22 protein-coding genes are annotated in these 25149 nt (G+C 39.6%); 19 read left to right on the forward strand and 3 right to left on the reverse strand.

Annotated elements, in window-relative coordinates; genetic code table 11:
* Positions 1–1377 (forward strand): MATE family efflux transporter, encoded by a 1377-nt coding sequence (locus DXB43_RS01210; protein WP_242997825.1) that lies wholly within the window; start codon positions 1–3, stop codon positions 1375–1377.
* On the opposite strand, the gene DXB43_RS01215 is transcribed toward DXB43_RS01210, so the two are convergent.
* Together DXB43_RS01215 and DXB43_RS01220 are read right to left on the reverse strand one after the other, a co-directional pair.
* Positions 1370–2137: a MerR family transcriptional regulator gene (locus DXB43_RS01215; RefSeq protein WP_117946223.1), complete on the reverse strand. Its 768-nt coding sequence runs from the start codon at positions 2135–2137 to the stop codon at positions 1370–1372. The genes DXB43_RS01210 and DXB43_RS01215 overlap by 8 nt on opposite strands.
* 80 nt (positions 2138–2217) lie before the next feature.
* A complete protein-coding gene (locus DXB43_RS01220) occupies positions 2218–2430 on the reverse strand; it encodes a hypothetical protein (protein ID WP_117946225.1) in 213 nt (70 codons plus the stop codon).
* A 351-nt stretch (positions 2431–2781) separates the two neighbouring features.
* Between DXB43_RS01220 and DXB43_RS01225 the strand changes: the two genes are divergently transcribed.
* The 9 genes from DXB43_RS01225 (at position 2782) to DXB43_RS01265 (ending at position 14884) form a co-directional block, all read left to right on the forward strand.
* Positions 2782–4542, forward strand: coding sequence for a hypothetical protein (locus DXB43_RS01225; RefSeq protein ID WP_147343651.1), 1761 nt, complete (start codon positions 2782–2784; stop codon positions 4540–4542).
* 82 nt (positions 4543–4624) lie between these two features.
* On the forward strand, positions 4625–4885 hold the full coding sequence (gene spoIIID, locus DXB43_RS01230) for a sporulation transcriptional regulator SpoIIID (protein ID WP_022242357.1): 261 nt from the start codon (positions 4625–4627) through the stop codon (positions 4883–4885).
* A 70-nt stretch (positions 4886–4955) separates the two neighbouring features.
* Positions 4956–5942, forward strand: coding sequence for a LacI family DNA-binding transcriptional regulator (locus DXB43_RS01235; protein ID WP_117946229.1), 987 nt, complete (start codon positions 4956–4958; stop codon positions 5940–5942).
* A 302-nt stretch (positions 5943–6244) separates the two neighbouring features.
* Positions 6245–7561: an ABC transporter substrate-binding protein gene (locus tag DXB43_RS01240; RefSeq protein WP_117698895.1), complete on the forward strand. Its 1317-nt coding sequence runs from the start codon at positions 6245–6247 to the stop codon at positions 7559–7561.
* A gap of 130 nt (positions 7562–7691) precedes the next feature.
* Entirely contained in the window at positions 7692–8534 is an 843-nt protein-coding gene (locus DXB43_RS01245) for a carbohydrate ABC transporter permease (RefSeq protein WP_117698917.1), read from the forward strand.
* A complete protein-coding gene (locus DXB43_RS01250; RefSeq protein ID WP_117698896.1) occupies positions 8531–9346 on the forward strand; it encodes a carbohydrate ABC transporter permease in 816 nt (271 codons plus the stop codon). The genes DXB43_RS01245 and DXB43_RS01250 overlap by 4 nt, the downstream gene beginning before the upstream one ends.
* 12 nt (positions 9347–9358) lie before the next feature.
* Positions 9359–12493: a glycoside hydrolase family 2 TIM barrel-domain containing protein gene (locus DXB43_RS01255; protein ID WP_117946231.1), complete on the forward strand. Its 3135-nt coding sequence runs from the start codon at positions 9359–9361 to the stop codon at positions 12491–12493.
* Positions 12477–13895 carry a sucrose phosphorylase gene (gene gtfA / locus DXB43_RS01260; protein WP_117946233.1) on the forward strand — a complete coding sequence of 473 codons (1419 nt, stop codon included), beginning with the start codon at positions 12477–12479 and terminating at the stop codon, positions 13893–13895. The genes DXB43_RS01255 and gtfA overlap by 17 nt, the downstream gene beginning before the upstream one ends.
* Before the next feature lie 29 nt (positions 13896–13924).
* Positions 13925–14884 carry a carbohydrate kinase family protein gene (locus DXB43_RS01265; RefSeq protein ID WP_117946235.1) on the forward strand — a complete coding sequence of 320 codons (960 nt, stop codon included), beginning with the start codon at positions 13925–13927 and terminating at the stop codon, positions 14882–14884.
* 2 nt (positions 14885–14886) lie between these two features.
* On the opposite strand, the gene DXB43_RS01270 is transcribed toward DXB43_RS01265, so the two are convergent.
* Positions 14887–15432, reverse strand: coding sequence for a putative ABC transporter permease (locus tag DXB43_RS01270; RefSeq protein WP_117946237.1), 546 nt, complete (start codon positions 15430–15432; stop codon positions 14887–14889).
* 173 nt (positions 15433–15605) lie between these two features.
* On the opposite strand from DXB43_RS01270, the gene guaA reads away from it, so the two are divergent.
* The 9 genes from guaA to DXB43_RS01310 all read left to right on the forward strand — a co-directional run bounded on the left by guaA (position 15606) and on the right by DXB43_RS01310 (position 25103).
* Positions 15606–17180: a glutamine-hydrolyzing GMP synthase gene (gene guaA, locus DXB43_RS01275; RefSeq protein ID WP_117946239.1), complete on the forward strand. Its 1575-nt coding sequence runs from the start codon at positions 15606–15608 to the stop codon at positions 17178–17180.
* 395 nt (positions 17181–17575) lie between these two features.
* Entirely contained in the window at positions 17576–19216 is a 1641-nt protein-coding gene (locus tag DXB43_RS01280; RefSeq protein ID WP_117946241.1) for a hypothetical protein, read from the forward strand.
* A 390-nt stretch (positions 19217–19606) separates the two neighbouring features.
* Entirely contained in the window at positions 19607–19747 is a 141-nt protein-coding gene (locus DXB43_RS15070) for a hypothetical protein (protein WP_158567172.1), read from the forward strand.
* A 43-nt stretch (positions 19748–19790) separates the two neighbouring features.
* A complete protein-coding gene (locus tag DXB43_RS01285; RefSeq protein ID WP_158567173.1) occupies positions 19791–21695 on the forward strand; it encodes a DUF927 domain-containing protein in 1905 nt (634 codons plus the stop codon).
* A gap of 295 nt (positions 21696–21990) precedes the next feature.
* Complete coding sequence (locus DXB43_RS01290; RefSeq protein WP_117946245.1) at positions 21991–22611, forward strand: hypothetical protein; 621 nt, start codon at positions 21991–21993, stop codon at positions 22609–22611.
* Positions 22612–23061, forward strand: a complete 450-nt coding sequence (locus DXB43_RS01295) for a hypothetical protein (RefSeq protein WP_055238628.1) — start codon at positions 22612–22614, stop codon at positions 23059–23061. It abuts the gene before it with no gap.
* A 355-nt stretch (positions 23062–23416) separates the two neighbouring features.
* Positions 23417–24133: a hypothetical protein gene (locus DXB43_RS15235; protein ID WP_055238629.1), complete on the forward strand. Its 717-nt coding sequence runs from the start codon at positions 23417–23419 to the stop codon at positions 24131–24133.
* A 275-nt stretch (positions 24134–24408) separates the two neighbouring features.
* Positions 24409–24711 (forward strand): hypothetical protein, encoded by a 303-nt coding sequence (locus DXB43_RS01305; RefSeq protein WP_117946247.1) that lies wholly within the window; start codon positions 24409–24411, stop codon positions 24709–24711.
* Positions 24711–25103, forward strand: coding sequence for a hypothetical protein (locus tag DXB43_RS01310; protein WP_117946249.1), 393 nt, complete (start codon positions 24711–24713; stop codon positions 25101–25103). Before DXB43_RS01305 ends, DXB43_RS01310 begins: the two co-directional genes overlap by 1 nt.
* Positions 25104–25149 lie beyond the last annotated feature (46 nt).

Below are 25149 nucleotides of genomic sequence, written 5' to 3' on the forward strand. Positions count from 1 at the left end.
ATGCAAAAGATAAGATTATATGATGCAACAAAATTGGACCGGGAACATATGATGTTTTCCAATAAGCAACTTATTACGCTGCTTCTACCGATTATGGTAGAGCAGCTTTTGAATTCCTTTATGGGAATGGCGGATACCATGATGGTAAGCAATGTGGGAAGTGCGGCAATCTCTGCGGTATCACTGGTGGATTCCATCAATGTGCTGGTCATACAGGTATTTACGGCATTGGGAGCAGGAGCAGCAATTATCTGTTCCCAGTATCTTGGAAGGGGAGACCGGGAGTCCAGCAATGAGGCTGCAAGACAGGTAACTTTAAGCGTACTGACGATTTCTACGGTATTGTCTATATTTTGTATTATATTTCGTGGACCACTGCTGCATCTGATTTTTGGCCAGGTAGAAGAGGCTGTTATGGATAATTCCATGATTTACTTCCTGCTGACAGCCATTTCCTTTCCGTTCATTGCACTTTTTGATGCCGGTGGAGCTTTTTACCGGGCAGCAGGAAACAGTCGTTTTCCAATGATGATTTCTGTCCTTTCCAATGGACTCAACATTGCCGGAAATGCAGTGCTTATCTTTGGATTTCAGATGGGCGTGGAGGGAGCAGCTCTTTCTACCTTATTTTCAAGAATTTTCTGTGCAGTAGTAATTTTCTGGAATCTGCGGAAACCGGATCAGGTGATTGTGGTAAATCATTATCTTAAGATCCGTCCCAATTTCCCATTGATTGGAAAAATTCTTTCTATCGGAATTCCATCCGGAATTGAAAACGGAATGTTCCAGTTCGGGAAGCTGGCAATCCAGTCCAGTGTATCAACCCTTGGAACGGCAGCCATTGCCGCGCAGGCAATGACCATTATTCTGGAAAATTTAAATGGAATCGGAGCCATTGGAATCGGAATCGGACTGATGACAGTAGTAGGACAATGTATTGGAGCCGGAAAAGTGGAAGAGGCGCGTTATTATATGGTGAAACTCTGCGGCTATGCAGAAATTGTTATTCTGATTTCCTGTGCAGTGGTATTTTTATTGACAAAGCCGGTTACATTTTTAGCTGGAATGGAAGCAGAAAGTGCCTCCCTCTGCATGGAAATGATAATAGCAATTACGATTGTAAAACCGATTGTATGGGTGCTGGCATTTATCCCGGCTTATGGCATGCGTGCCGCCGGAGATGTGAAATTCTCCATGATTTTATCCAGTCTGACAATGTGGTTCTGCCGTGTTGCACTGTGTGTATATTTGATCCGCAGCTGTGGTTTCGGACCAATGGCGGTGTGGATTGGCATGTTTGCCGATTGGACGCTTCGTGCTATCGCATTCAGCGTCCGGTATCTAAGCGGCAGGTGGAGCCGGATACATGTCATTTAGAACATGCTAGCGGAAGCAGTACCTGGGTAATAAATTTACTTTTATCTTTATGTTGTGGCGGTCCCTCTAAATAGCAGTGACGGAAGATGCCAACCGGTGTAAGTTTTTGCTCTCTGGCATAGGAAAGCAGGGTATCATGAACCGATGGCAATTCTTCATACGCTCCATGATGATAGAGGCAGACTGCTTTCTGGGCGGGGAGATTTAAAATGTGCTCACCCTTGCTTCCTGTCGGGACAACAGCAAAAAAGGACATATCCTTTGCATCCGTAATGGGAGCTTCCGTAAAATAAATCTGCCCGGTATGTGCCGGACCATAGTTCTGCAGTGCTTCCAAGGCAACCTCTCTTAAAAGATTCGTCTTTTCTGCGATGCTGTCACTTTCTATTTTGTGGCAGTACACCGTCTGTGGTGGAATTGTAATGATTTCCATTGATTCAAATCCCTGATTGATTCTTTCGTATAAGGCTTTGATATTGGCATTTAATTCATCCCGCAAAGCTTCCAGCCTTCGAACCATGGATAAAAGGTCGTTGGAGTTGTCGAAGTAGCCATGGATTTCATCCAGTGACAGGCCAAGATTCTGCAGCGAGCGGATGGTTCGAATCTTCGTCAGTGTATCAATGGTATAGTAACGATTGCCGGATGGGTCTTCTTTTACATCCGGAAAAACCAGTCCATGAGCTTCATAATTTAAAATAATTCTTCTTGTGATGCCCACAAAGTCTGCGGCATCTCCAATTGAAAACAGTTCTTTCAAAATGTTTCCCCCTTTTTATTTATTCGGTGATTGTGAAAAGAATGGATTTAGAAATTTTTGGAGAAATAAAGACGGTTTGCTTATTGCCTTAAAATGCCAACAGTTCTTAAGTGCATGTTTTGCTTGGTCATAAGCTGTCTTTCCGTTGCTTTGACCGGCTGCACCGGTTGTCCGTCTGCGACAGATACTTCCACAAACCCGTAAGGAGGTCTAGACATTCTGGCAAATAAGTTTATGATTCCGGCAACCGGCGCAAATTCATATCCATATTCAACTGCGCCTTGCAGGCACATTTATGTGCCTGCATTGCCGGTTGCATAACAGAATGCCAAGACCTCCTAACAGGCTTGTTTATGTATCTGTATGCAGGCGGACAGCTGGTGCAGACTGTCAAACATTGGAAAGACGGGCTTTCATAAAGAAAAGCAAAACATGTATTTTAGAACTGTGGTATTTTAAGACAAAGCAACACTCTTTAACTCTTCAAAAATTTCCATATCATATTTCTTTTCTCAAATATCGGCAAAATTTGTAAAATGATTGCATCGTACATTGATGTGCGGTGTAAAATAACAGTGTAATTGTAACACAGCATTGAGAGTGTGAAAAGTGAAAAAAGGTAATTTAAGAAGGGAAGGATGTACATGAAACAAAAGAAGAAAAGTTTATTTTCCTTGTTCCTTGCGTTGATGATGGTAGCAGGTCTTATGCAGGGGATGACAGTTGAGACAAATGCAGCTACAAATTCGGTTCAGGCAGGACCATTTACGTTGTCAAGGGATTCGGGGACGATTGTAGAAGGAGTCGATTATACCTATGGAAAATATGGATCTGGAAATAGAAATTCGCTTACCATTCTGACGGATGACATTACGATTGCAATGGATGAAAATGCAGAACCTACATCAGATATTATTGAGCTGGGAGAATATAATGAACCACCACTTGACAGTTTTTCAAAGGTGACATTTTCTAATTTAAAATTAAAATCTTATTCTTATAATGTATTAAGCTATGTAGATAACATTCATATTACACTGGTTGGAAACAATGAGCTGGTCAGCATAAAAGAAGAATCTAGAACCTATGGTGATTTTGCAATTTTTGGATGTGGAAGTGTAAGTATTGAGAATAGTCCAAATGGTTCCCTTTATGCGACTGCAGATGGACTTGGCTGGGGTGCCATTTTTACATCAGATGGATATGGAAAAAGTGATGCATGCATTACAGTTGGAGATGCCATGTCAATGAAAGGTTCTACAGCTATGATGGCAGATATTTCAGAATTGACAGATACGCCACAAGTTTGGAGAGGTCATATTGGAGTAGGTCAAAAATCTGCCAAAACACTCCTGATTGGTGAGTGGAAGCACAGTCACACATGGAGTTATGCAGTGGATGAAGGCAAAGATGGAAGCCGTATTCTTGCAGCCTGCAGTGGCCTGGAAGACTGCAATGAGAAAGATGCATCTTTATGGTTATCCTTATCAGCTGAGAATACAGACTATGATGGAACAGCAAAAGCTGCCAATATAACAACATCCGAAGACTGGAAGAGACTTAATCTTCCGGTTCCGGAAATCGTATATTATCTGAGTGGAACAGACACAAAGACCAACAGTGACAACAGCGGAGCAGAAGCCGTTGGAGGTGCACCAAAGTTACCGGGCAGTTATAAGGCACAGGTTACGGTTGGAACAGATACGAAAGCAACAAAAGAATTTACAATTACATGCAAGCATGGTGAATGGGTGGAAACAGTATCAGATTCCTATCTGAAAACAGCAGCAACCTGTACGGCACCGGCAGTTTACTACAAATCCTGTAAGCTGTGTGGGGCAAAGGGAACAGAGACATTTACCAGCGGAAATCCATTAGGACATGATTTTAGCAACAATGCAGAAGCCTGCAGACGGGAAGGTTGTAATGAGAAGAACCCGGATTATAAACCGGCAACACCGGTCATTATTGAAGGTGCCGGTGGAGAATGGACAAAGGAAAGTGGTGCAACGCTTCGTTTCCGCAGTGACGCCGGTATCAGCAGCTTCCTTCGTGTAGAAGTGGATGGTGTCGTAGTAGATGCGAAAAATTATACGGTAACAGAAGGCTCTACCATTGTTACTTTCACAGCAGAATACTTAGAAAGCCTTGCTACCGGAAAGCATACGGTTGCGATTGTGTCCTCTATCAGTGGGGAAGAAAAGAAAGCAACCGCCGAATTTACCGTTGCGAAGAAAGCTGATACAACAAATGGAAGTAATAATGCAACTGCAGACCAGACCACAGCACAGAAAACAAAAGTATTGAAAACAGGTGATGAATCACCGGTTGGATATCTGCTTGCACTCTTGGCATTATGCGGAGCGGCAGTAGTATTCACAGGGAAAAAGGGTTATTTGAAATAGAATATAGATGAGATAAAAAAGCCATACATAAAAGCAAATCCTCTGCATACAATGTAAAAACAAGTATTGCAGGGGATTTTCTTTGAAAAGCTATATAGAAGAAAGAGCCGTAGAAATAGCCAAATACATTATAGATAACAATGCGACAGTGCGTCAGACCGCAAAGCAGTTTGGAATCAGTAAGAGCACGGTACATAAGGACGTAACAGAACGTTTATCCCAGGTGAATCCGACCCTGGCGCGGGAAGCAAGGAAAGTACTGGATGTCAATAAGTCAGAGCGTCATATCCGAGGGGGACTGGCAACGAGAGAAAAATATCTTCATCAACATGTGACGGGTTGATATGTCATGTTGACATAATGATATAAAAGTGCTATCGTTATAGTAACAACCAAGGAGAAGGGGGACAATTTTGAGTACATTAAAGGATGTGGCAGAACGGGCAGGAGTAACTGTTACGACTGTTTCGAGAGTAATTAATAACCGTGGATATATCAGTGAGAAGACCAGGCAGAAGGTATATGATGTCATGAAGGAGATAGGCTATCAGCCCAATGAGGTAGCTCGTTCTCTTTCAAAACAGCATACCAGCACGATTGGCGTAATCGTACCGCATATCGTTCATCCGTATTTTGCAAAGCTTTTAAGCAATATTGAATCAGCGGCGGCAGCAGAGAATTATAAAATGATTGTCTGCAATTCCAAGGAGGAGCGCAACAACGAACGGAAATATGTAGAGATGTTTAAGAGTAATCAGGTGGCGGGAATTATATTGTGCAGTGGAACGGTAAGTGCCAATGAATTCCTGAACCTGAATATCCCAATTGTTACCATAGAGTGTGATGATGCATTGGGGGACTGCAATATTCAGTGTGACAACTATATGGGCGGAGTGCTTGCCACAGAACATCTTGCTAAATGCGGATGTAAAGAAATTGTACATTTCAGTGGAGTAGAGCGTCAGGTGATGCCGGCAGACAGACGTTGTGTAGGTTTTCGGGAAGTCTGTGAGAAATATGGAATCCGGCATCATGAAATAGAGACAAGCGAGGCATCCTACAGTGTGATGGAATATCTGGAAAATATCAAGCAGACATTGCAGAAATATCCGGAAATGGATGGGATTTTTGCCAGCAGTGATGTTATTGCAGCCCAGTCCATTCAGGCATGCAGTGCTCTTGGAAAGCGGGTTCCGGAGGATGTGCAGATTGTAGGTTTTGATGATGTCAATATTGCAACATTGGTAAATCCGATGCTGACAACCATCCGACAGCCGATTAAGGAAATGGCACAGTTAGCAGTGGATGCTATCTTAAAAAAACGCGGTGGCGGCGTAATGCCGGCAAAGGTGGTACTTCCGGTCAGCCTGATGAAGCGCGGTACAACAAAAGAAAAGTAATAGATTGACAGAAATAATAAGTAAATAAAAGAATAAATGATAGTTCCTGATTCGTGTTCCTCGGTTGACATGAATTAAGAACTATTTTTTGTGATAAAAACGGATAAATTGGTTGATATTAGTGCATTATGAACAAAAAACAGGACGCTATCTTGTGAAAATCTGATATTTTGTATGTTAACCGCTTGACATTTTGCAAAAGCGGTATTATATTAGAAATGTAATCAAGTGAAACGCGTTCACGATAAGAAAATATAAGGAACGGGGAAGAGATACTTTTTACAATAACAGGAGGAAGACAAATGAAGAAAAAGATTTTGGCTGCAATTCTTACTGCAGCAATGACAATTGGAATGGTTGGATGTGGTTCCACCAGCAGCTCTGATAATGGAAACAATTCCGCTTCAAATACCGAAGCATCTTCAAACGAACTGACCGTTTGGTGCTGGGATGCAACCTTTAATATTCCGGCAATGGAAGAGGCAGAAAAGATTTATCAGAAAGACCATCCGGATGTAAACGTAAATGTAGTAGAAACATCCTGGGAGGATATTCAGACCAAGCTTACAACAGCAGCAACCTCTGGACAGACCGATACACTGCCAGACATCATTCTTATGAATGACACTGCTTTATTAAACAATGTAAAGAACTATCCGGACTTATTTGCAGATTTATCTGATTCCGGAATCGATTTCTCCAAATTTGCAAGTTATAAAACAGCAATTGGAACAGTAGATGGAAAGAATTACAATGTACCATTCGACAGTGGTGTAACCGCATTATATATTCGTACCGATGTAATCGGTGAAGCTGGTTATTCTATCGATGACTTTACCGATATTACATGGTCCAAATTCATTGAACTTGGTGAAGATGTATTAGCAAAGACCGGAAAACCATTATTAAGCGCACAGGCTGGTGGACCTGACTTACTGATTGCAATGTTAAGAAGTGCAGGAGACAGCATGTTTGATGAAGACGGCAATCCGAATTTTGCAGGAAATGATGTAGTGGCAGAAGCTGTAGAAGATTATGAGACCATGGTTGACAAGGGAATTTTAGTAGAAGTAAATGACTGGGATCAGTATATTGGAACCATTAACAACGGAACAGTAGCAAGCGTAATCAATGGATGCTGGATTACAAGTACCATTCAGGCGCAGGAAGATCAGTCCGGTGACTGGGGCGTTACTACAATGCCAAGACTGGACAATGCTCCAAATGCAACCAACTACAGTAACAATGGTGGTGCAGGATGGATGGTTATGAATGACTCACCAAACAAAGACCTTGCTATCGATTTCTTAAAGAACACATTTGCAAGCAGCACGGAGCTTTATGATACTATTCTTCCTACTACCGGTGCAGTAGCAACCTACCTTCCGGCAGCAGAAAGTGATGCATACTCACAGGAAAATGAATTCTTCGGTGGCGATAAGATTTATGAGAAATTTGCCAACTACGGTGCTGAAGTACCGGCTATCACATTAGGCCAGTACTGGGAGGAAGCAAAATCCGCACTTGGAACAGCACTTACCCAGATTCAGCAGGGACAGGATATTCAGGAAGCGTTAAAAGAAGCAGATGATACTGTATCATTTGCAATGAGCGAATAAATTAGCATTAGCACTTTACAAACTGCCTGCATAGCAGCTGCTGTGCAGGCAGAATTTTCAAGAAGAAGGGAAAGCTGTAAAGTCGATACGAATTGGAGGTACAACAGTGAAAACGAAGAAAAGAAAGATTATGGGATGGACATTCGTAATACCGGCATCGATAATGATTGTCATATTCAATTTCGTGCCGATGATACAGTCCTTTATTTTATCCTTAAAACGCGGAAGCGGAACGAACATGACTTTTACCGGACTTTCTAATTATAAAAGAATGTTTCAGGATAAAATTTTTAAAATGACATTAAGCAATACTTTTATTTATCTGATCTTAGAAGTAGCAATCATGCTGGTGATGGCAATGTTTTTGGCATCACTTTTGAATGATAAGAGATTAAAAGGAAAATGGTTTTTCCGCCTTGCAATTTTCTTACCATGTACTACTTCACTGGTATCGTATTCCATTATTTTCCGTTCCCTTTTCTCTGTGGACGGATTCATCAATACGATTCTTACGAATCTGCATCTGATTGCATCTCCAATCAACTGGCTGGGAAATACCTGGACCGCACGAATTGTAATCGTACTGGCATTATTGTGGAGATGGACCGGTTATAATATGATATTTTTCCTGGCAGCATTGCAGAATATTGACAGTTCTATTTATGAAGCAGCAGTTGTAGATGGAGCCAATGCATTCCAGAAGTTTACTAAGATTACAATCCCGATGCTTCGTCCGACAATTTTACTGACAGCAATTATGTCAACCAATGGAACCTTACAGCTCTTCGATGAGTCTATGAATATTACCAATGGTGGACCGGCAAATACGTCCATGACAATATCCCACTACATATACAATTTGTCTTTTGCAGGAAATCCAAACTTTGGATATGCATCTGCAATTTCTTATGTAGTATTTATCCTGGTGGCAATCCTTGCCTTTATTCAGATGAAAGTAGGTGATGAGAAATGAGTAAAAGAAAATTCGTATATTTCTGGAAATATGTATTCCTGATTCTGGTCGCAATCATTTCCATCTTCCCAATGTACTGGATGATTGTCAGTGGAACCAATAAAAGTGTGGATGTCATTGCAGGAAAAATTCTTCCGGGCAATTACCTGATGGAAAACTTAAAATCTCTTCTGGATACAACGGTTCTTTCACAGGCAATGTGGAATTCCATCCGGAACGCAGTGGTTTCCATGGTTTTAAATGTATTTGTCTGCTCACTGGCAGGTTATGGATTCGAAAAATTTCATGATAAATACAAAAATAAAATTATGTCCATCCTATTACTTTCCATGATGGTACCGACTGCTGCAACTGTAATTCCGCTGTTCCGTATGTTTGGAAAGATGGGACTTTTAAATACAACCGTTGGATGTATTTTACCGACCGTTTCTACTGCATTTATGATATTCATGTTCCGCCAGGCAGCAAAATCATTTCCGGATGAAATCATTGAAGCAGCCCGGATTGATGGAGTAGGTGAATGGGGCATTTACTTTAAAATGTTCTTACCGATTATGAAATCTACCTACGCAGCAGCAGCAATCGTAAGCTTTATGAATGCATGGAACAGTTATATGTGGCCGTTGATTGTATTACAGAATGAAAATTCCAAGACTATGCCGATTCTGGTATCTGGACTGACCGCACGATATACCATTGATTATGGAAGCATGATGCTTGCAGTCACGATTTCTACAATTCCGATGTTGATTATATTCTTCGTATTACAGAAGAACTTCGTAGAAGGAATTACTGGTTCTGTAAAATCATAAAGGAGAAGAGCTATGGAATTTAACGAAAATGTAATTTATGAGCCAGACTGTTTTGCAATCCGGCGGATGCCGGCACATTCAGACCATGGATATTATGCAACCGGAAAAGAGGCAGACGGTGGGAAAAGCAGTTTTCTCACCAGCCTCAATGGCAGATGGAAATTTGCATATGCCAATAACTTAGCGGAAGTCATAGAGGGCTTTTATGGTAAGGATTATGACAGCAGCAACTGGGATGAGATTATGGTGCCTTCTTCCATCCAGCTTTTTGGTTATGGCAAATTGCAGTATGTGAATTCCCAGTATCCATGGGATGGAAAAGAAGCTGTCCGTGGCAAAGAAATCCCAAAGAAATATAATCCGGTAGCAATGTATGTGCATTCTTTTGCAGTGACCGGAGAAATGTTAAAGGACCGGTTATCCCTCCGGTTTGATGGTGTGGAAAGTGCTATGGCACTCTGGGTGAATGGCAGATTTGCAGGCTATAGCGAAGACTCTTTTACCCCGGCAGAATTTGATATCACAGAATTGGTCTGCAAGGGAGAAAATAAGCTGGCGGCAGAAGTCTTTCACTTCTGCACCGGAAGTATTTTAGAGAGTCAGGATTTCTTCCGGATGTCTGGAATCTTCCGTGATGTGACACTGCGTCGTATGCCGGCACATCATATCTATGATTTGAAGGTAAGCCAGCAGTTTCAGGATAATCTGACAGAAGCAGTTTTGAAATTGCAGTGGAAGGGTGTACCGGAACAGGAAGACCAGCCGGCACAGGAAAACTGGCAGGAGAAAGAGCCGGTAGGAGCCGGTGCAGATACCTGCTGCAAGCTGCATATTTCCTTATACAATGATAAAAAGGAATGTGTTGTAAAGACAGAGACAGTTTATACAGAAGCTAGAACAGAGTTAAAAATAACAGCACCAAAGCTTTGGAGTGCGGAGGAGCCGAATCTTTATACCTTATATATAGAAGTAACAGACTCCGATGATACCGTAACAGAAGTAATAAAACAGCGCATTGGATTCCGGCATTTTGCTATGGAAAATGGCATTATGTGCCTGAATGGAAAACGTATTGTATTTCGTGGTGTAAACCGCCACGAATTAAGCTGCGACCATGGAAGAAGCATTACAAAAAAAGAAATTCTCCATGACCTTCTTATCATGAAGCAGAATAATATCAATGCAGTGCGGACTTCACATTATCCAAATCAGAGTTATTTCTATGAACTTTGCGATGAATTGGGGTTATATGTGATAGACGAGGCGAACCTTGAGTCCCATGCGGATTGTTTCCTTGCAACAGTAGGAAAGGCACCGATGAGTGAGACGATACCGGGCAGCAAAGCAGAGTGGAGAGAAAATGTCTTAGACCGCGCTAACTCCATGTATCAGCGGGACAAGAACCATGCCTGCATTTTGCTTTGGTCCTGCGGAAATGAGTCCTGTGGCGGAAGCAATTTATATGAAATGTCAGAGTTCTTCCGGAAAAATGATTCCGAACGCCTGGTGCATTATGAGGGCATTACCTTTGATGATACTTATCCGGATACTTCTGATGTGAAGAGCTTTATGTATGCTCCGGCGGAAAAACTGCGGAAATATTTACGAGAGAGTGAAGTCTCTGTCAATGAAAAGACAAAACCGGTAATCAGTTGCGAATATATGCATTCCATGGGCAATTCCACCGGTGGAATGGACGAATATATCCGACTTACAGAAGAAGAACCACGATATCAGGGTGGATTTATCTGGGATTTTATTGACCAGAGCTTTTATCTTGTCAATAAAAAGGGCGAGAGATATTTAGCCTACGGTGGAGATTTCGGAGACCGTCCGAATGATGGAACCTTCTGTGGAAATGGACTTCTCTATGCTGACCGTAAGGTGTCTCCAAAGATGCAGGAAGTAAAATTCCAGTATCAGAGTGTAAAGCTTTTGCCGGAGGAAACAAAGGTTATTGTAAAAAACGAAAATTTATTTATTTCTTTAAAAAACTATATATTAAAAGTTGTTATTGCAACAAAAGACGGCGTATGTGCAGAGAATGCTTATGAACTTCAGGCAGCACCACAGGAAGAAGAGACGATAGATATCAGCAGCCTTTCCAAGGGGCTTAAGATAGCCGGAGAATTTACGGTGACCGCCTCCTTACTTACCAAAGAAGATACTGCATGGGCGAAAGCCGGATATGAGCTTGCCTTTGGCCAGTATGCAGGAAAAAAGGAAGCTCCGGAAGAAGTAATCAGAGAAGCAGAAGATTTTGAACTGGTTGAAGGACTTATGAATATCGGCGTGAGAGCAGGCAATATAAAAATGCTTTTTGCAAAAGAAGGTGGCGGACTGACCTCTTATCAGGTAGAAGAGAAAGAATTTATCGTATCCGTTCCAAGACCGAATTTCTGGCGGGCACCGACAGACAATGACAAAGGAAGTGGAATGCCGCTGCGTTGCGGATGCTGGAAGACAGCCAGCATGTATGCAAAAGCAATGCCGGCAGAGCTGAAAGAAACAAAGGATGGTGCAGAAATTTCTTATGTATACCGTCTCTTTGATGTGGCAGAGAACATCCCGGGAAATGAGTGCAGGGTGACTTATGGTATCAGAAAAGACGGAGCACTCACCATCCATATGGAATATGAAGCCGATGAGAAGATCAAGACCCATGAAATGCCGGAATTTGGTATGCTGCTTCGAATCCCGGAGCAATATGATAAAGTAACTTACTATGGATACGGTCCGGAAGAAAATTACTGGGACCGCCGTCAGGGCAGCAGACTTGGAAAATTTCATTTTTCCGTAAAGGAAAATCTGTCAGAATATCTGGCTCCGCAGGAAAGTGGCGGACGCAGTGGTGTCAGAGAAGCAGTAATCGAAGATGAGAATGGTTATGGACTCCGGATTAGTGCAGAAGAAATGGATTTATCGGCGTTGCCTTATACACCGCATGAGCTGGAAAATGCCAGACATCTTTACGAGCTGCCGGATAGTGAATATACGATTCTCCGTCCGTCTCTCCATCAGATGGGAGTTGGCGGCGACGATAGCTGGCTTTCCAAACCACATCCGCAGTACCGGATGGAACAGCCGGGAAAATATGAATTTACATTTACGTTAAAAGGAGGGAAGAAGCTTGAAACTGACAAATAAAATTATGCTGATCACTTATGCAGACAGCCTTGGAAAAAATCTTTCTGAATTAAAAGAAATGTTAGAAACTTATTTTCATAAGGCGGTAGGTGGCGTACACATTCTTCCGTTCTTTCCGTCCTCGGCAGACAGGGGATTTGCACCGATGCGTTATGACATGGTAGACGAGCAGTTTGGAACCTATGAAGATGTACGCAAAATCGGAGAAGAATACTATCTGATGTTTGATTTTATGGTCAACCACATTTCCAGACAGTCTCCGTATTTTAAAGATTTCTTAGAGAAAAAGGATGCATCGGAATATAAGGATTTCTTCATCCGATACAAGGATTTCTGGGAAAACGGAGAACCGACAGAAGAACAGGTAGATTTGATTTATAAAAGGAAACCAAGAGCACCTTATATTGATGCAGATTTTGCTGATGGAAGCAGCGAGAAGGTCTGGTGCACCTTTGGAGAAGAACAGATTGACTTAAATGTGGAATCCGAAGCTGTTCAGAAATTTATCGAAGATACACTGGAACTGATGTGCAGTAAAAATGCTTCCATTATCCGGCTGGATGCATTTGCTTATGCCGTTAAGAAAGCGAATACAAGCTGTTTCTTTGTAGAACCGGAAATCTGGAATCTCCTGCATCGAATTGAAGCAATCGTAAAGAAACATGATGTGATAATTCTGCCGGAAATTCATGAACATTACAGTATTCAGATGAAAATTGCCAATCAGAATTTCTGGATTTACGATTTTGCACTTCCGGTGCTGGTATTGAATGCCCTTTACTTTGGAAAGGGAACTTATCTTAAGAAATGGCTGGAAATGAGTCCGAAGCATCAGTTTACCACATTAGATACCCATGATGGAATCGGAATTGTGGATGTGAAAGATCTGATGCCGGATGAAGAAATTGACCGAACAAAGGAAATGATGTTTTCCGAAGGAGCGAATGTCAAGAAAATCTACAATACGGCAGCCTACAATAACCTTGATATTTATCAGGTGAATACGACTTACTATTCTGCACTTGGAAATCAGGATGATGCTTATCTTCTTGCCCGTGCAATCCAGTTCTTTGCACCGGGAATTCCGCAGGTCTATTATGTAGGCATGCTGGCAGGATGCAATGACCTGGAGCTTCTGGAAGCAACGAAAGAAGGCAGAAATATTAACCGCCACTATTATTCGAAGGAAGAGATTGCAAAAGAAGTAGAGCGTCCGGTGGTAAAGAAACTTTTGGAATTAATGGAATTCCGCAACAGCCATCCGGCATTTGATGTGGAAGGTGATATTGCGGTAGAACTTCCGGAAGAGGGACTGCTTGAGATTCGAAGAAGCAGCGGAGCAGACTATGCAGTATTAAAGGCAGACCTTGTGAAGAAAACATTTACCATTGAACATAGTTAGAAAATGGTGAAAAGAGGAAGGCAGATCAGATGGAGAAAAAACTGTATGCAATCGGAGAAGCACTGATTGATTTTATTCCGCAGGAAAGCGGCAGACCTATGAAAGATGTCCTGGGATTCTGCCCGAAAGTAGGTGGTGCACCGGCGAATGTGTGCGGTGCATTTACCAGACTTGGTGGTAAATCTGAGATGATAACGCAGCTTGGAGATGATCCTTTTGGCGATAAAATTGAAGAAGCATTGGAAGAAAACGGAATCGGAACCAGTCATGTACTTCGTACAAAAGAGGCAAATACTTCACTTGCTTTTGTGGCTTTAAAGGAAGATGGTAACCGTGAATTTTCTTTTTACCGGAAGCCGGGAGCCGATATGCTTTTTTCAAAAGAAAAAGTAGAAACGGATTGGTTTAAGGATGCTTATGCGTTGCATTTCTGCTCCGTTTCGCTGGGAGATTTTCCAATGAAGGAAGCACATAAAAAGGCGATTGAAGCCGCAACAGAGGCTGGTGCAATTATAAGCTTTGACCCGAATCTCAGGTTTGCACTCTGGGAAAATCCGGAAGATTTAAAGAAAGCAGTGCTGGAATTCCTCCCATTGGCACATGTATTAAAGCTTTCGGATGAGGAACTTTATTTCCTGACTGGAGAGGATTCGATTGAAGCAGCAAAAGAAAAACTTTTTGTAGGAAATGTTTGTCTCCTTATTTATACCAGGGGAGCAGATGGAGCAGAGTGTTATACGAAGAAAGCAAAGGCACAAAGCAAGGGAGAGAAAGTAAAGGCGGTGGATACCACCGGAGCCGGGGATGCATTTATCGGCTCCTTCCTGTATCAGCTTTATAAAGATGGTGTGACGGAAGCAGATTTGCCGGAACTGACTTCGGATAAGATGGCAGTATACCTTGATTTTTCTAACCGCTATTGTGCAAAGAGTGTACAGAAAGCCGGAGCCATTGCCTCTTATCCAACCATGGCTGAAATGGAAGAATAAAATTAAGAAAACGTAATATTGTGCCCGGCGTTGGGAAAAATCAGTGCGGCGGCACAATCAAGAAGAAATGCCAGTATCAGCAGCGTAAGAAAAATGCGTTGCAGTGGTACTGGCATTTTTCTCCATAAATGAGATGCAATCCGTGCAAACACACAGACCCAGAGCACACCGGCAATGCCAAATCCCAATGCAGAATAAAGACAGATATAACCGCCAAGCTGCAGTGGATAATCGTGATAATCCCAGTAACGCAGGTGGAAAACTTGAGCGAGGAACCATCCGATAAAAAGTTCTACGAAAGAGCCGAGAAGCGCTGCAAGAAAAAAGACTTTGACCGGATGCTTCTGAAAGCGTCTTAAAATAAGTAGCATCAGGACAGCCCCCACACCATAGACCGGAAGCCATGGACCATAGAGAAAGCCACGGTTACAGAAAACCCCATCCTGCACATAAAAAAGCAGCACTTCCCACAGGTATCCAAGAAATGCTCCCAGAAAGAAAAAGAAAATATATTGTGTGATGGATTTAATCAGATAATCTTTACGCATACAGGGAGTATTTCCATATAATAAGGAAATATGCGTTGCCGAAAATGTTAGTAAAAATATTCGTTCAAAGGTCATCAGAAAACAAAATAGGTCTTGTCTTTCCAGGGTGGCTCAACTATAATAAAATTTAGACGCTGGGCGAGTCTCAGCAAAAATTAGGAGGAAAAACGTCCATGGATAAGGAAAAAGTTATTGTCATTGATTTTGGCGGACAGTACAACCAGCTGGTTGCAAGACGTGTCCGTGAATGCAATGTATATTGTGAAATATATTCTTACCGCACGGATATCGAGACAATCAAAGCGATGAACCCGAAGGGAATTATCCTGACCGGAGGCCCAAATAGTTGTTATGAGGCAGATTCACCAACTTACAGCAAAGAGCTTTTTGAACTTGGTATTCCGGTTTTAGGACTTTGCTATGGCGCACAGCTCATGATGCATGTGCTGGGTGGCAAGGTAGAAAAAGCACCGGTTCGCGAATATGGTAAGACAGAAGTAATGGTAGATAAGAATTCACCATTATTCCAGAATGTAGAAGAAAAGACCATTTGCTGGATGAGCCATTTTGATTATATTTCAAAGACAGCATCTGGTTTTGAAATCGTAGCACATACTGCAGACTGCCCGGTGGCAGCCGCAGAAAACCGTGAAAAAAATCTCTATGCCATCCAGTTTCACCCGGAGGTACTCCATACCAAAGAGGGAACCAAGATGCTCCACAACTTCGTGCGTGGTGTCTGTGGCTGTGCCGGAACATGGAGAATGGATTCCTTTGTGGAAAATACCATCAAGGAAATCCGTGAAAAAGTCGGCAACGGAAGAGTGCTTCTGGCATTGTCCGGTGGAGTGGATTCTTCTGTGGCAGCAGGTCTTTTATCCAGAGCAATCGGAAAGCAGCTTACCTGCGTATTTGTTGATCATGGCCTTCTTCGTAAAGACGAGGGAGATGAAGTGGAAAATGTATTTGGACCGAACGGTCAGTTTGACTTAAACTTCATCCGTGTAAATGCCCAGGAGCGTTACTATAACAAGCTTGCCGGAGTAACAGAGCCGGAAGCAAAACGTAAAATTATCGGTGAAGAATTTATCCGTGTCTTTGAAGAAGAAGCAAAGAAAATCGGAGCCGTTGATTTCCTGGCACAGGGAACCATTTATCCAGATGTGGTAGAAAGTGGTCTTGGCGGAGAATCCGCTGTCATCAAATCCCACCATAACGTAGGTGGTCTTCCGGAATATGTTGATTTCAAGGAAATCATCGAACCATTGCGTAACCTCTTCAAAGATGAGGTTCGTAAAGCCGGTCTTGAGCTTGGAATTCCGGAGCATCTGGTATTCCGTCAGCCATTCCCGGGCCCGGGTCTTGGTATCCGAATCATCGGTGAAGTCAATGCTGAGAAAGTCCGCATCGTACAGGATGCCGATGCCATCTACCGGGAAGAAGTGGACAAGGCAGTAGCTGCTTACAAGAAAGAAAATGGCAAAACTCCATCCTGGATGCCGAACCAGTATTTCGCAGCCCTGACCAATATGCGTTCCGTTGGAGTAATGGGCGACGAGAGAACCTACGACTACGCAGTTGCACTGCGTGCTGTGAATACCGTCGATTTCATGACCGCCGAAAGCGCAGAGATTCCATTTGCAGTACTGCAAACAGTAATGAGCCGAATCATCAACGAGGTACGCGGGGTAAACCGTGTATTCTATGATCTGACGAGTAAGCCACCTGGAACGATTGAGTTTGAATAACGGATATATCCTCGGAAAGCCTGTATTTATGGGTTTTCTGAGGATTTTTTTTGCTTTCTACGGGACAAATATGGGACACGTTCTTTTAATATTCGTTCATGGGACACTAGAAGCGTTATCACAGTAAGATTTCCTGCCCAATTATTTAAGAACGGTCTTATAAAAGAACATGTGAAAAGGATAAACTCATAAAGTTCGGTCTTGATTATACTTATTTCTAAAGCCCAAAAACCCAATAAAAAGTAGATAAGATTGTTCATGGGGTATCTTATTATATTCAAAACCCAAAAACCTATAAAAATTGATATATGTATTGAGTCATTTTTGATATAATTAATTTCAGAAAAGGAAATTGTAAGTTAAACCCAAAAACCCAAAGAAAAGAGGATATGTATATGTATCAATTTACAGATGCGATTGACAAGGTAAAATCCGATGAAAAATTTTCAGATGTGGCAGACAATATTAAAAATGATTGTAAGCAGTTAGAAAATATGAGCTTTTCTGATGCTGTCATTAAAATAAATAATTGGAAAGACAAGTTTTTTAGTCCATGTAAATGTTCCATAATAGATTATCCAGAGTGGTTCAAGATTGTAGTATGGAGAATTATATACAATGAGATTAAAACTAATCCACAGGCTAGGCAGACAGAACTTATAGAGAATAATATTAATTTGCCCAAGGATGTATTTGGAAAAAAATACTGGAATATGTATTCACCTGACATGAAACTTCAACAAGAAAAGTATGATAATTTATTCTTGCCATTTAATTATGCACAGGTCGAGTGCAATCATATATACAGGGCGATGATTCATCATATTATATGTAGTGCAGTTGTTCCTACGGATACTATTGTAGATGTGTTTGGAAAACTTGGACTTGTGCCTGCATTATGTGCAAATGGTTATAAGCATAAGAAAGTTTGGGTTAATGAAAGAACGAAGGAGACTTTAACTAAAATACAGCTTGCATTTAAAAGAAAACTGCGTATATACAAATATATAGAGAGGGTACAAAAGTTTTTAAAGAGCAGTTATCCAAATGAACAGAAAGAGAAGGTGTCAGAAATTATAGGGTTAGCAGGTGTATTGTTTAGCTCATATATAGACAAAAATGAATTTGATAAATATGATATCTATTTTTTATCGGCATATTTTATAATGTATAAATGCCTGTTACCAGAATATTGGATTGATTCTAATTTGGAAGTGTGGAAAACAGAAAGGCTAAAAAAAGATGATGCGGAAAGCAAAAAAGAGAATTCAAGCAAACAAGAGTATGAATTAACTAATAATAAAAAGTTTATGTACGATACATGGATATCTCATTGGATAGATGAGGGAAGAGGATATAAGGATAGAGTCGAAAGATTTATAAGATTATCTAAAAGTGAGTTGTTCACATTTATGGATAGATTTTCAAAACTAGAATTTTGTTGTGAAAAAGATATGAACAAAGCAAATAAGGATAAGGGTGATAACAAAAAAAATATTAAAGAATTTTTATATATTGATATGCCCAAATATATTACAGAATATGAACGTTTTAATTTTGACACAAAAAATATGGGAGATGTATTTAAAGTACTTAGCGAATATGAGGGCGAGTGGATTCTAACATGGAAAACTTATGTTGAAAAAGACATAAGGTTAAATGAAGAAAAACGTAATAAAAAAGATACAGAAATAAGTTCTGTCAGAGATAGAATGTACACGAAAAAAAGGAAGCTGACAGACAGGGCATATTGTACAGATATTTTATCAGCAGTAGAAGATGATATAAATATTAAAGATATATATGATACGATGAAGATTATTGATGAGCGACATAATCTGTTTGTGTTTGATTATAGAGATAAGGATAAGAATAAACCGCAGAGCATCGTGTTTATCACGAACATTGATTTTGAAAAAGTAGATGATATACAATTTCAAACAAAATACAATTTAGATTTTGAGTACAATGGTCGCTTGAGAAAACGTACATTTAAAGAGTTTTACGAAGAAATGACCAAATGGATTCCATCGTAAAAATTGTATATGATAATTTTAGTAAGAGCCGAGAGGCTCTTATTTTTATGCGATTGATATAAAAATATTTTTGCAAGACAGCATAGTTTCAATAGAAAAAGGTAAAAGATAGGCTGATAGAAAACTGAAATTTTTTATATTACACTTACGCTGAAAGCAACACTGAAGGTGCACAGGGTTGTGAGTAAATGATTTGAAAATCAAAAATGAGTTGGTTATGCGATAGCTGAAAAAATATATTAGTAAGACAGTATAAATCCAGCAACAAAATCATTAAATTAAGCTGACTTACAAAAAATGCTCTTTATAGTATATTCAAATCATCGAAGGGAACAAGTGCACATGTTCAGTTAGATAACAATTATCATTTAAGAAAAGGAGACATTCATTATGAACAACAGAGAAACGATTCAAGAATTGGCAGACTTATTTATAGGAGGAGGTTTTGAGTGTGAGACCCCAGAAGAGGAGCAGATGCTCCTTTGGATTAATGAACAGATGAACATTTTGGATGAGAAAGTGGCAGGCTAAACTATTTACTAAAAAACAAATTAAGAGATCGGAGGAAAAGATTATGTACACAAAATTTAGCGTTAAGGATGGCAAGGTATCATGGAATAAGGAAAAGGGAAAAAGAGAAATCTCTACCTTTATTGGGGATGATTTTAATATTGTGGGATATAAGATAAATACTGATACTTCTCAGATTACTACCAAATTACAAGTATTCTCTATTATGGCAGGAAAGATGGTTGATATTGAAGTCGACAGAGCAACTGTGAATGCAAAACAACTGGCAGAGAAATTGAAAGCAAATTTCTGTACAGTTCTAGATGCAAATGCTATGTATAATTTTTTCTTGGAAAAAGAGGCATGTCTGTTGAATTGCCAAGAATTGCTGGAAAGAGACAACTCATATCTTACAATTTTTGATGTATTCAAGAAACGATATGGCGACAAGAGAGATGATAAATATAATGTCACTGAAAGTTGTGCTGATAGAGAGTATGTTCATACACATATGGGATGGAAAAAACTAGACGGTAAATTGGCATTTCATGGGGCTAAAAGTTATTGTGAGGATAATTTATCTACATATGTTGGGGATAAAAAAATTGAACCTGTAGGTGATTTTAACAAGATAAAAAAACTGTTTGAAGATATTGTATCGAAAAATCCTAAATTGCAATTAGCCTCAGCTATGGGGGCATCTGCTACTGTTTTGGGATTTATTAATAGCAGATGGGGAATGGCAATTGCTAATCCAATTTATAGTTTAGCAGGTGATACATCCATGGGAAAATCAACAGCACTTGAATTGGCAGTTTCTCAAGGTGGTTGTCCAGATGGAAGAAAAATTTGCTCAATGTTTCATGATTTTCAGGGAACAGAGAATGCTGTTATAAAAGATATGGGTAACAATACAGGATTTCCTATAGCAGTAGATGATACAAAATTGGCAGATGAATCAGTAAGAAAGGCTATGCAGAAATTATTATACGCATTGGCAAATGGTACTGATAAAAAAAGAGTAGGGGCATATGGGTGTGGGCTTCAAGAAAGGGATGTATTTGAAACTGCAATATTGATTAGTGGAGAAAAAAGCATATTCACTTATACGAAGGAAATTGGTGGATTAGCAGTAAGAGTTCTTGAATTTCCAGACATTTTTTGGACTAAAGATGATAAAGAGTCAGACAGGGTCAAAGCTACAGTAAGAGAAAATTATGGTCATATCACTCATAGAGTAGCGGAATTGTTGCTTGATAGTATAGATACTCAGGAAGAGACTACTCTAAAGAATTCATTTGAAAAGTGGGATAAGAAATTTATATCATATGCGAAGAAGAACCATTACTATACTCCTATTACCGACAGAGTATCACGAGTGCTGGCTTTATTGATGATTAGTCTTGAAGTGTTAGAGAAGGTTGTTGATGTGAAACTTAATGCAAAATCTGTTTATGAAATTTTATGCAAGACTATTTTAGAGCACTTATTTTTTGAGAGCGAACAGGATAATCTTGCTGATAAGGGATATGCATTGCTTAGAGAATTTTATATAAATAATAAGAAAAATTTGGATTGTGATGAAGCTCGTGGTATGTTTGGTGGACAGGCATTTGATTACAAAGGAAGTATTATTAATAAATCCAAGGAAGTAACATTTTCTATATCAGATGAGGAGATTACTACATCACGTTGTCTTGGCATTACAAAGTTACAGGCTGAAAGAATTCTGGTAAAAGAAGGACATCTATCAAGTGTTAAAGCAGTTATGACAGCATTACGTAAGAAAGGTGCTTTATGTACCAAGTCAAGTGGTAATAATGTTAGGAATGATGCAAATCCATTTGTTATTGGAGATGAGAAGGTTAGCAACGGCTATCAGATTTACATGCCGGAAGAAGTGTATCAGGATGTAACAGATATTGATAATGAAACAGATGAAGGTAAAATTAAAAAGTTATATGCATAAGTAACTGTAGTGGATAGCAGGATAGAGGATTTTCTATCCTGCTATTTCATATATAACAGATAAAAACGCAGGGGTCTCATAATTTAAGACAGCTTCTGGCATCATAAGATTTTTTTATGTTTAATATCCTACTCAAGTTGGAACATAGTAAATGTCAGTAGAAGGCTGACAATATAAGCTGAAAACTAAGATAGGATTATCCTAGATAAAGATTCCATTTTGGTGTAACAGATGATTCGCATATAGCCAGTCATCTTCAGCAATAACAAGTAAATTTTATTAGGAGGACAACAATATGTTGGTAGAAGCAAACTTAAAGACAACATTAATAGCATTAGGTGTAAAGACAACTAATGTGGTAAAGCAGTTAACTGAGGGTGATGCAGTAGCTGTTTATGAAGGAACAAGAAAAGCAGAAAATGACGCTCAGGTTATGGAGCGTTACGAAAAGGCAGTCGAGGCATGTAGAGTATGGCTTCGAGCTGTCGTAGGAACACAGGTCATTGCTAATCGGAGAGATGATATCTGTGTAGAGGCAGAACTGCTGATGCCAGATAGACTGGTAGAAGTAGCAGTCTATTCTGCACAGTATCCATTTGGCGGTGGATGTAATGGAGATGTAGTTGAAAAACTGCATACACCTATCGGTAATTTTGGATATCAGGTGTACCGAGCAATACTGGATACACCAATCAATCCAGTAAAAGAGATGTATAGATATTTTCAGGATTTGATTCATCAAATCCACAATATAATAGTTATGCCAATTCATTGTGATGGCATGGACGATATCCTCAATAAATATATTGTTGAGGATGAGGGTATTGTGGATGTCCTTGGGGTATCTAGATACGATGCCCTTTGGAGCAATGTCATGAATTTTATGGCAGATGCTTATTCAGAGGGGGTGATGTAAGTGGAGGAACTGAAGAGAGTACACCTCAGACCTCTTGTAAGTGGTGATTTTATCATTGATGGCATCACATATAAGGGGCAGCACATTGAGAAAAAGCTCGATGTACAGTCAGTAAATCTCTGTCTGATGATGCAGTTTTATATTGACATCAAATTAACAACAGGCAGGGAGTATAGAATTTGGTATCACGATATGGATATGAGTCGTGTATCTGTTCCAATGTACATCAACAAGTATAAGGTGAGAGCAACATATTTGCATGCCTTATATGCGATAGTCGCTGAAGTAAGCTATTATCTTAGCGGATTCAGCAAAGAGATTAATCGTGACTATCTGATTAATACAAAGGAAATTTCAAAGTTCTATATAAATCGAGATGTAGATATCATCATAAAGGAATTGCTCAAGGCAGCAGGGATAGATGAAGAAGGGCTTCTTGATAAAATTTAATATAGATGTGAAAGGGACTTGTTTCTGTGTGGCAAGTCCTTTTCTTATGCCCATACGCAGCATATAAAACTTCAAGGTTATTATCTGCTAATGAATATTTCTTGTAGGTATGTAGCATAGATAGCATTTTTAAAACCTCAACTGTTGATTGCCTGTGGTTTTTGTATGTAGTTGTAGTAATCAGGTACTTTTCAGATGAAATAAAATATGCGATTGTCTTTGTATTTTCCAATAGTATTTCCATTAAGTTCTTATTCTCAATCAGCTAGGGGGGTAGGAGCATATCGCCAGTTGTTTTTAATTGGCAAGGTTGTTATACTAAATACAAATTAGGATTTTATAAAGAGGATAATTTATGACTAAAGAGAAATACCAAAAAGAAATAGAGCTTATAAAAGCACAGAACAATACAGAAATTGAACTTTATTTGTTAGCAACAGAGATAATTCAGCCTATGACAGGAGAACTATCCAAAAGATATGTTTTTAATAGAAAAAAGTCAAAGAAAGGAAATATCTACTACGGACTAAGTAGTTTTCCTGATATTGCCATACTTGATAAAGATTTTAAGGATATAGCCAGAGATGAAATTAAAGAAGAAGATTGGAACGGACTTATCGGTAGTCTTGAGATTAAAGCATTAGGTAATAAGTTATTTAATATAAATGTAATTCAAGAATGTCTATCAAAAAAAGAAGTGACTCGAGATGAAGGTCAACTTATTGGTGAAATTTTATGGTATAAAAAGGTTCTTTACACAAATGGAAAAGAGTGGAACTATATTTATATTGATAAGTATTCTCAAGAGTTAAAAGAAACAGTTTTAAAAATAGTCAATGCTAGAATTACTTCTGAAAAAAGTAAAGCGGATAAAACATATCAAAAAAGCGAATATGATTGGTGGAGAGAATTTAAGAAATTTGAAGCTAATCACAAAATTATATGTAAGGATATAGAAGATTACAAAGAGAATGAAACTGAGGAAGATTGTATAGTCTATGATTGTATAACAAAAAATTGTATGGACGATTGGGATGGTTTTATTCGTAAAATCAATGAAATAAAATGGTAGAAAAAATCCTGTTTGTGGTTCTAAGTCATGAGCGGTTGATTATTTTAATTGAAGCAACATTTAATAAAGCTATAAGTTCATAATAAAAAACACAGAGTCAGTCGAAAGACTGGCTCTAATTTTTTGCCCTTTTTCGTAGTCAGTCAAATAACTGTATAGTTCAGGCAACTTCTCAAGAATAATTTCAAGACAATCTTTACAGAAATTAAGGCAAGAGCTAACATACCACACAACCCTGAATTGTCGGGACTTTTTCTGAAAGGAGGACTTGAAAAATGTTATTAAGCACTATTGCTGAAAAGCACCCTAATTCTTTCGTGCTGTTGCTCCCTAAAACTAGAGATGAGCAAAATCATGTGAGGGACTGGCAGGTCTTAAACACATCAAGGCATTATGATGAAATCCTAAAAGTAGCAAAATATTATCGTGCCGAAGGTATGAATGATGCAGTCATATGCAGCACATGTGATGAGCTTGTTGTTCCACCAAATGAAAGTGCAAAGTTTGTTAGAGTGTATTATTCAATGCTTACGATTGCCAAGGTGGTTCTTCATATTCCACTGGGAGGTGGTGAGTAGTGGCACTAATCGACAGAGCAAGGAATGTCTATTTTGATAGGGCGAGAGAGCGTTGGAAACAGAAAGGTTTTGATGCTGACATAACAGATATTCTTGAAGATTATCGTGCAGAAACCAATAAAAAGATTAAAAGAGAAAAGATCAATGTTCTATCTACATTTTTAATCAGTCTGTATGATTATGACCATGATTCCCTGCAGTTGGATATTACAAAGCTTATAGTTCTTAGTCCTAGTAGCGAGTTCCCAGCTAATGATAAAAGGAAATTATTACAAATCCTTTGGTCTACTATTCAAATGCTATATGCCGATGATTGGTCTGAAGTATTGAATGAAGTCAATCGACTGGGTGAGTGGGCGAGGGCAAATCCAGAGGAATTCCCTGTAAAATAGCCAATCTTGGGGTATCCCATAAATTTTTCTATTGAAAAATTTTAAA

It is taken from the genome of Roseburia sp. OM04-10BH (genome assembly GCF_003462605.1).
GTDB classification, from domain to species: Bacteria; Bacillota; Clostridia; order Lachnospirales; family Lachnospiraceae; genus Roseburia_C; species Roseburia_C amylophila.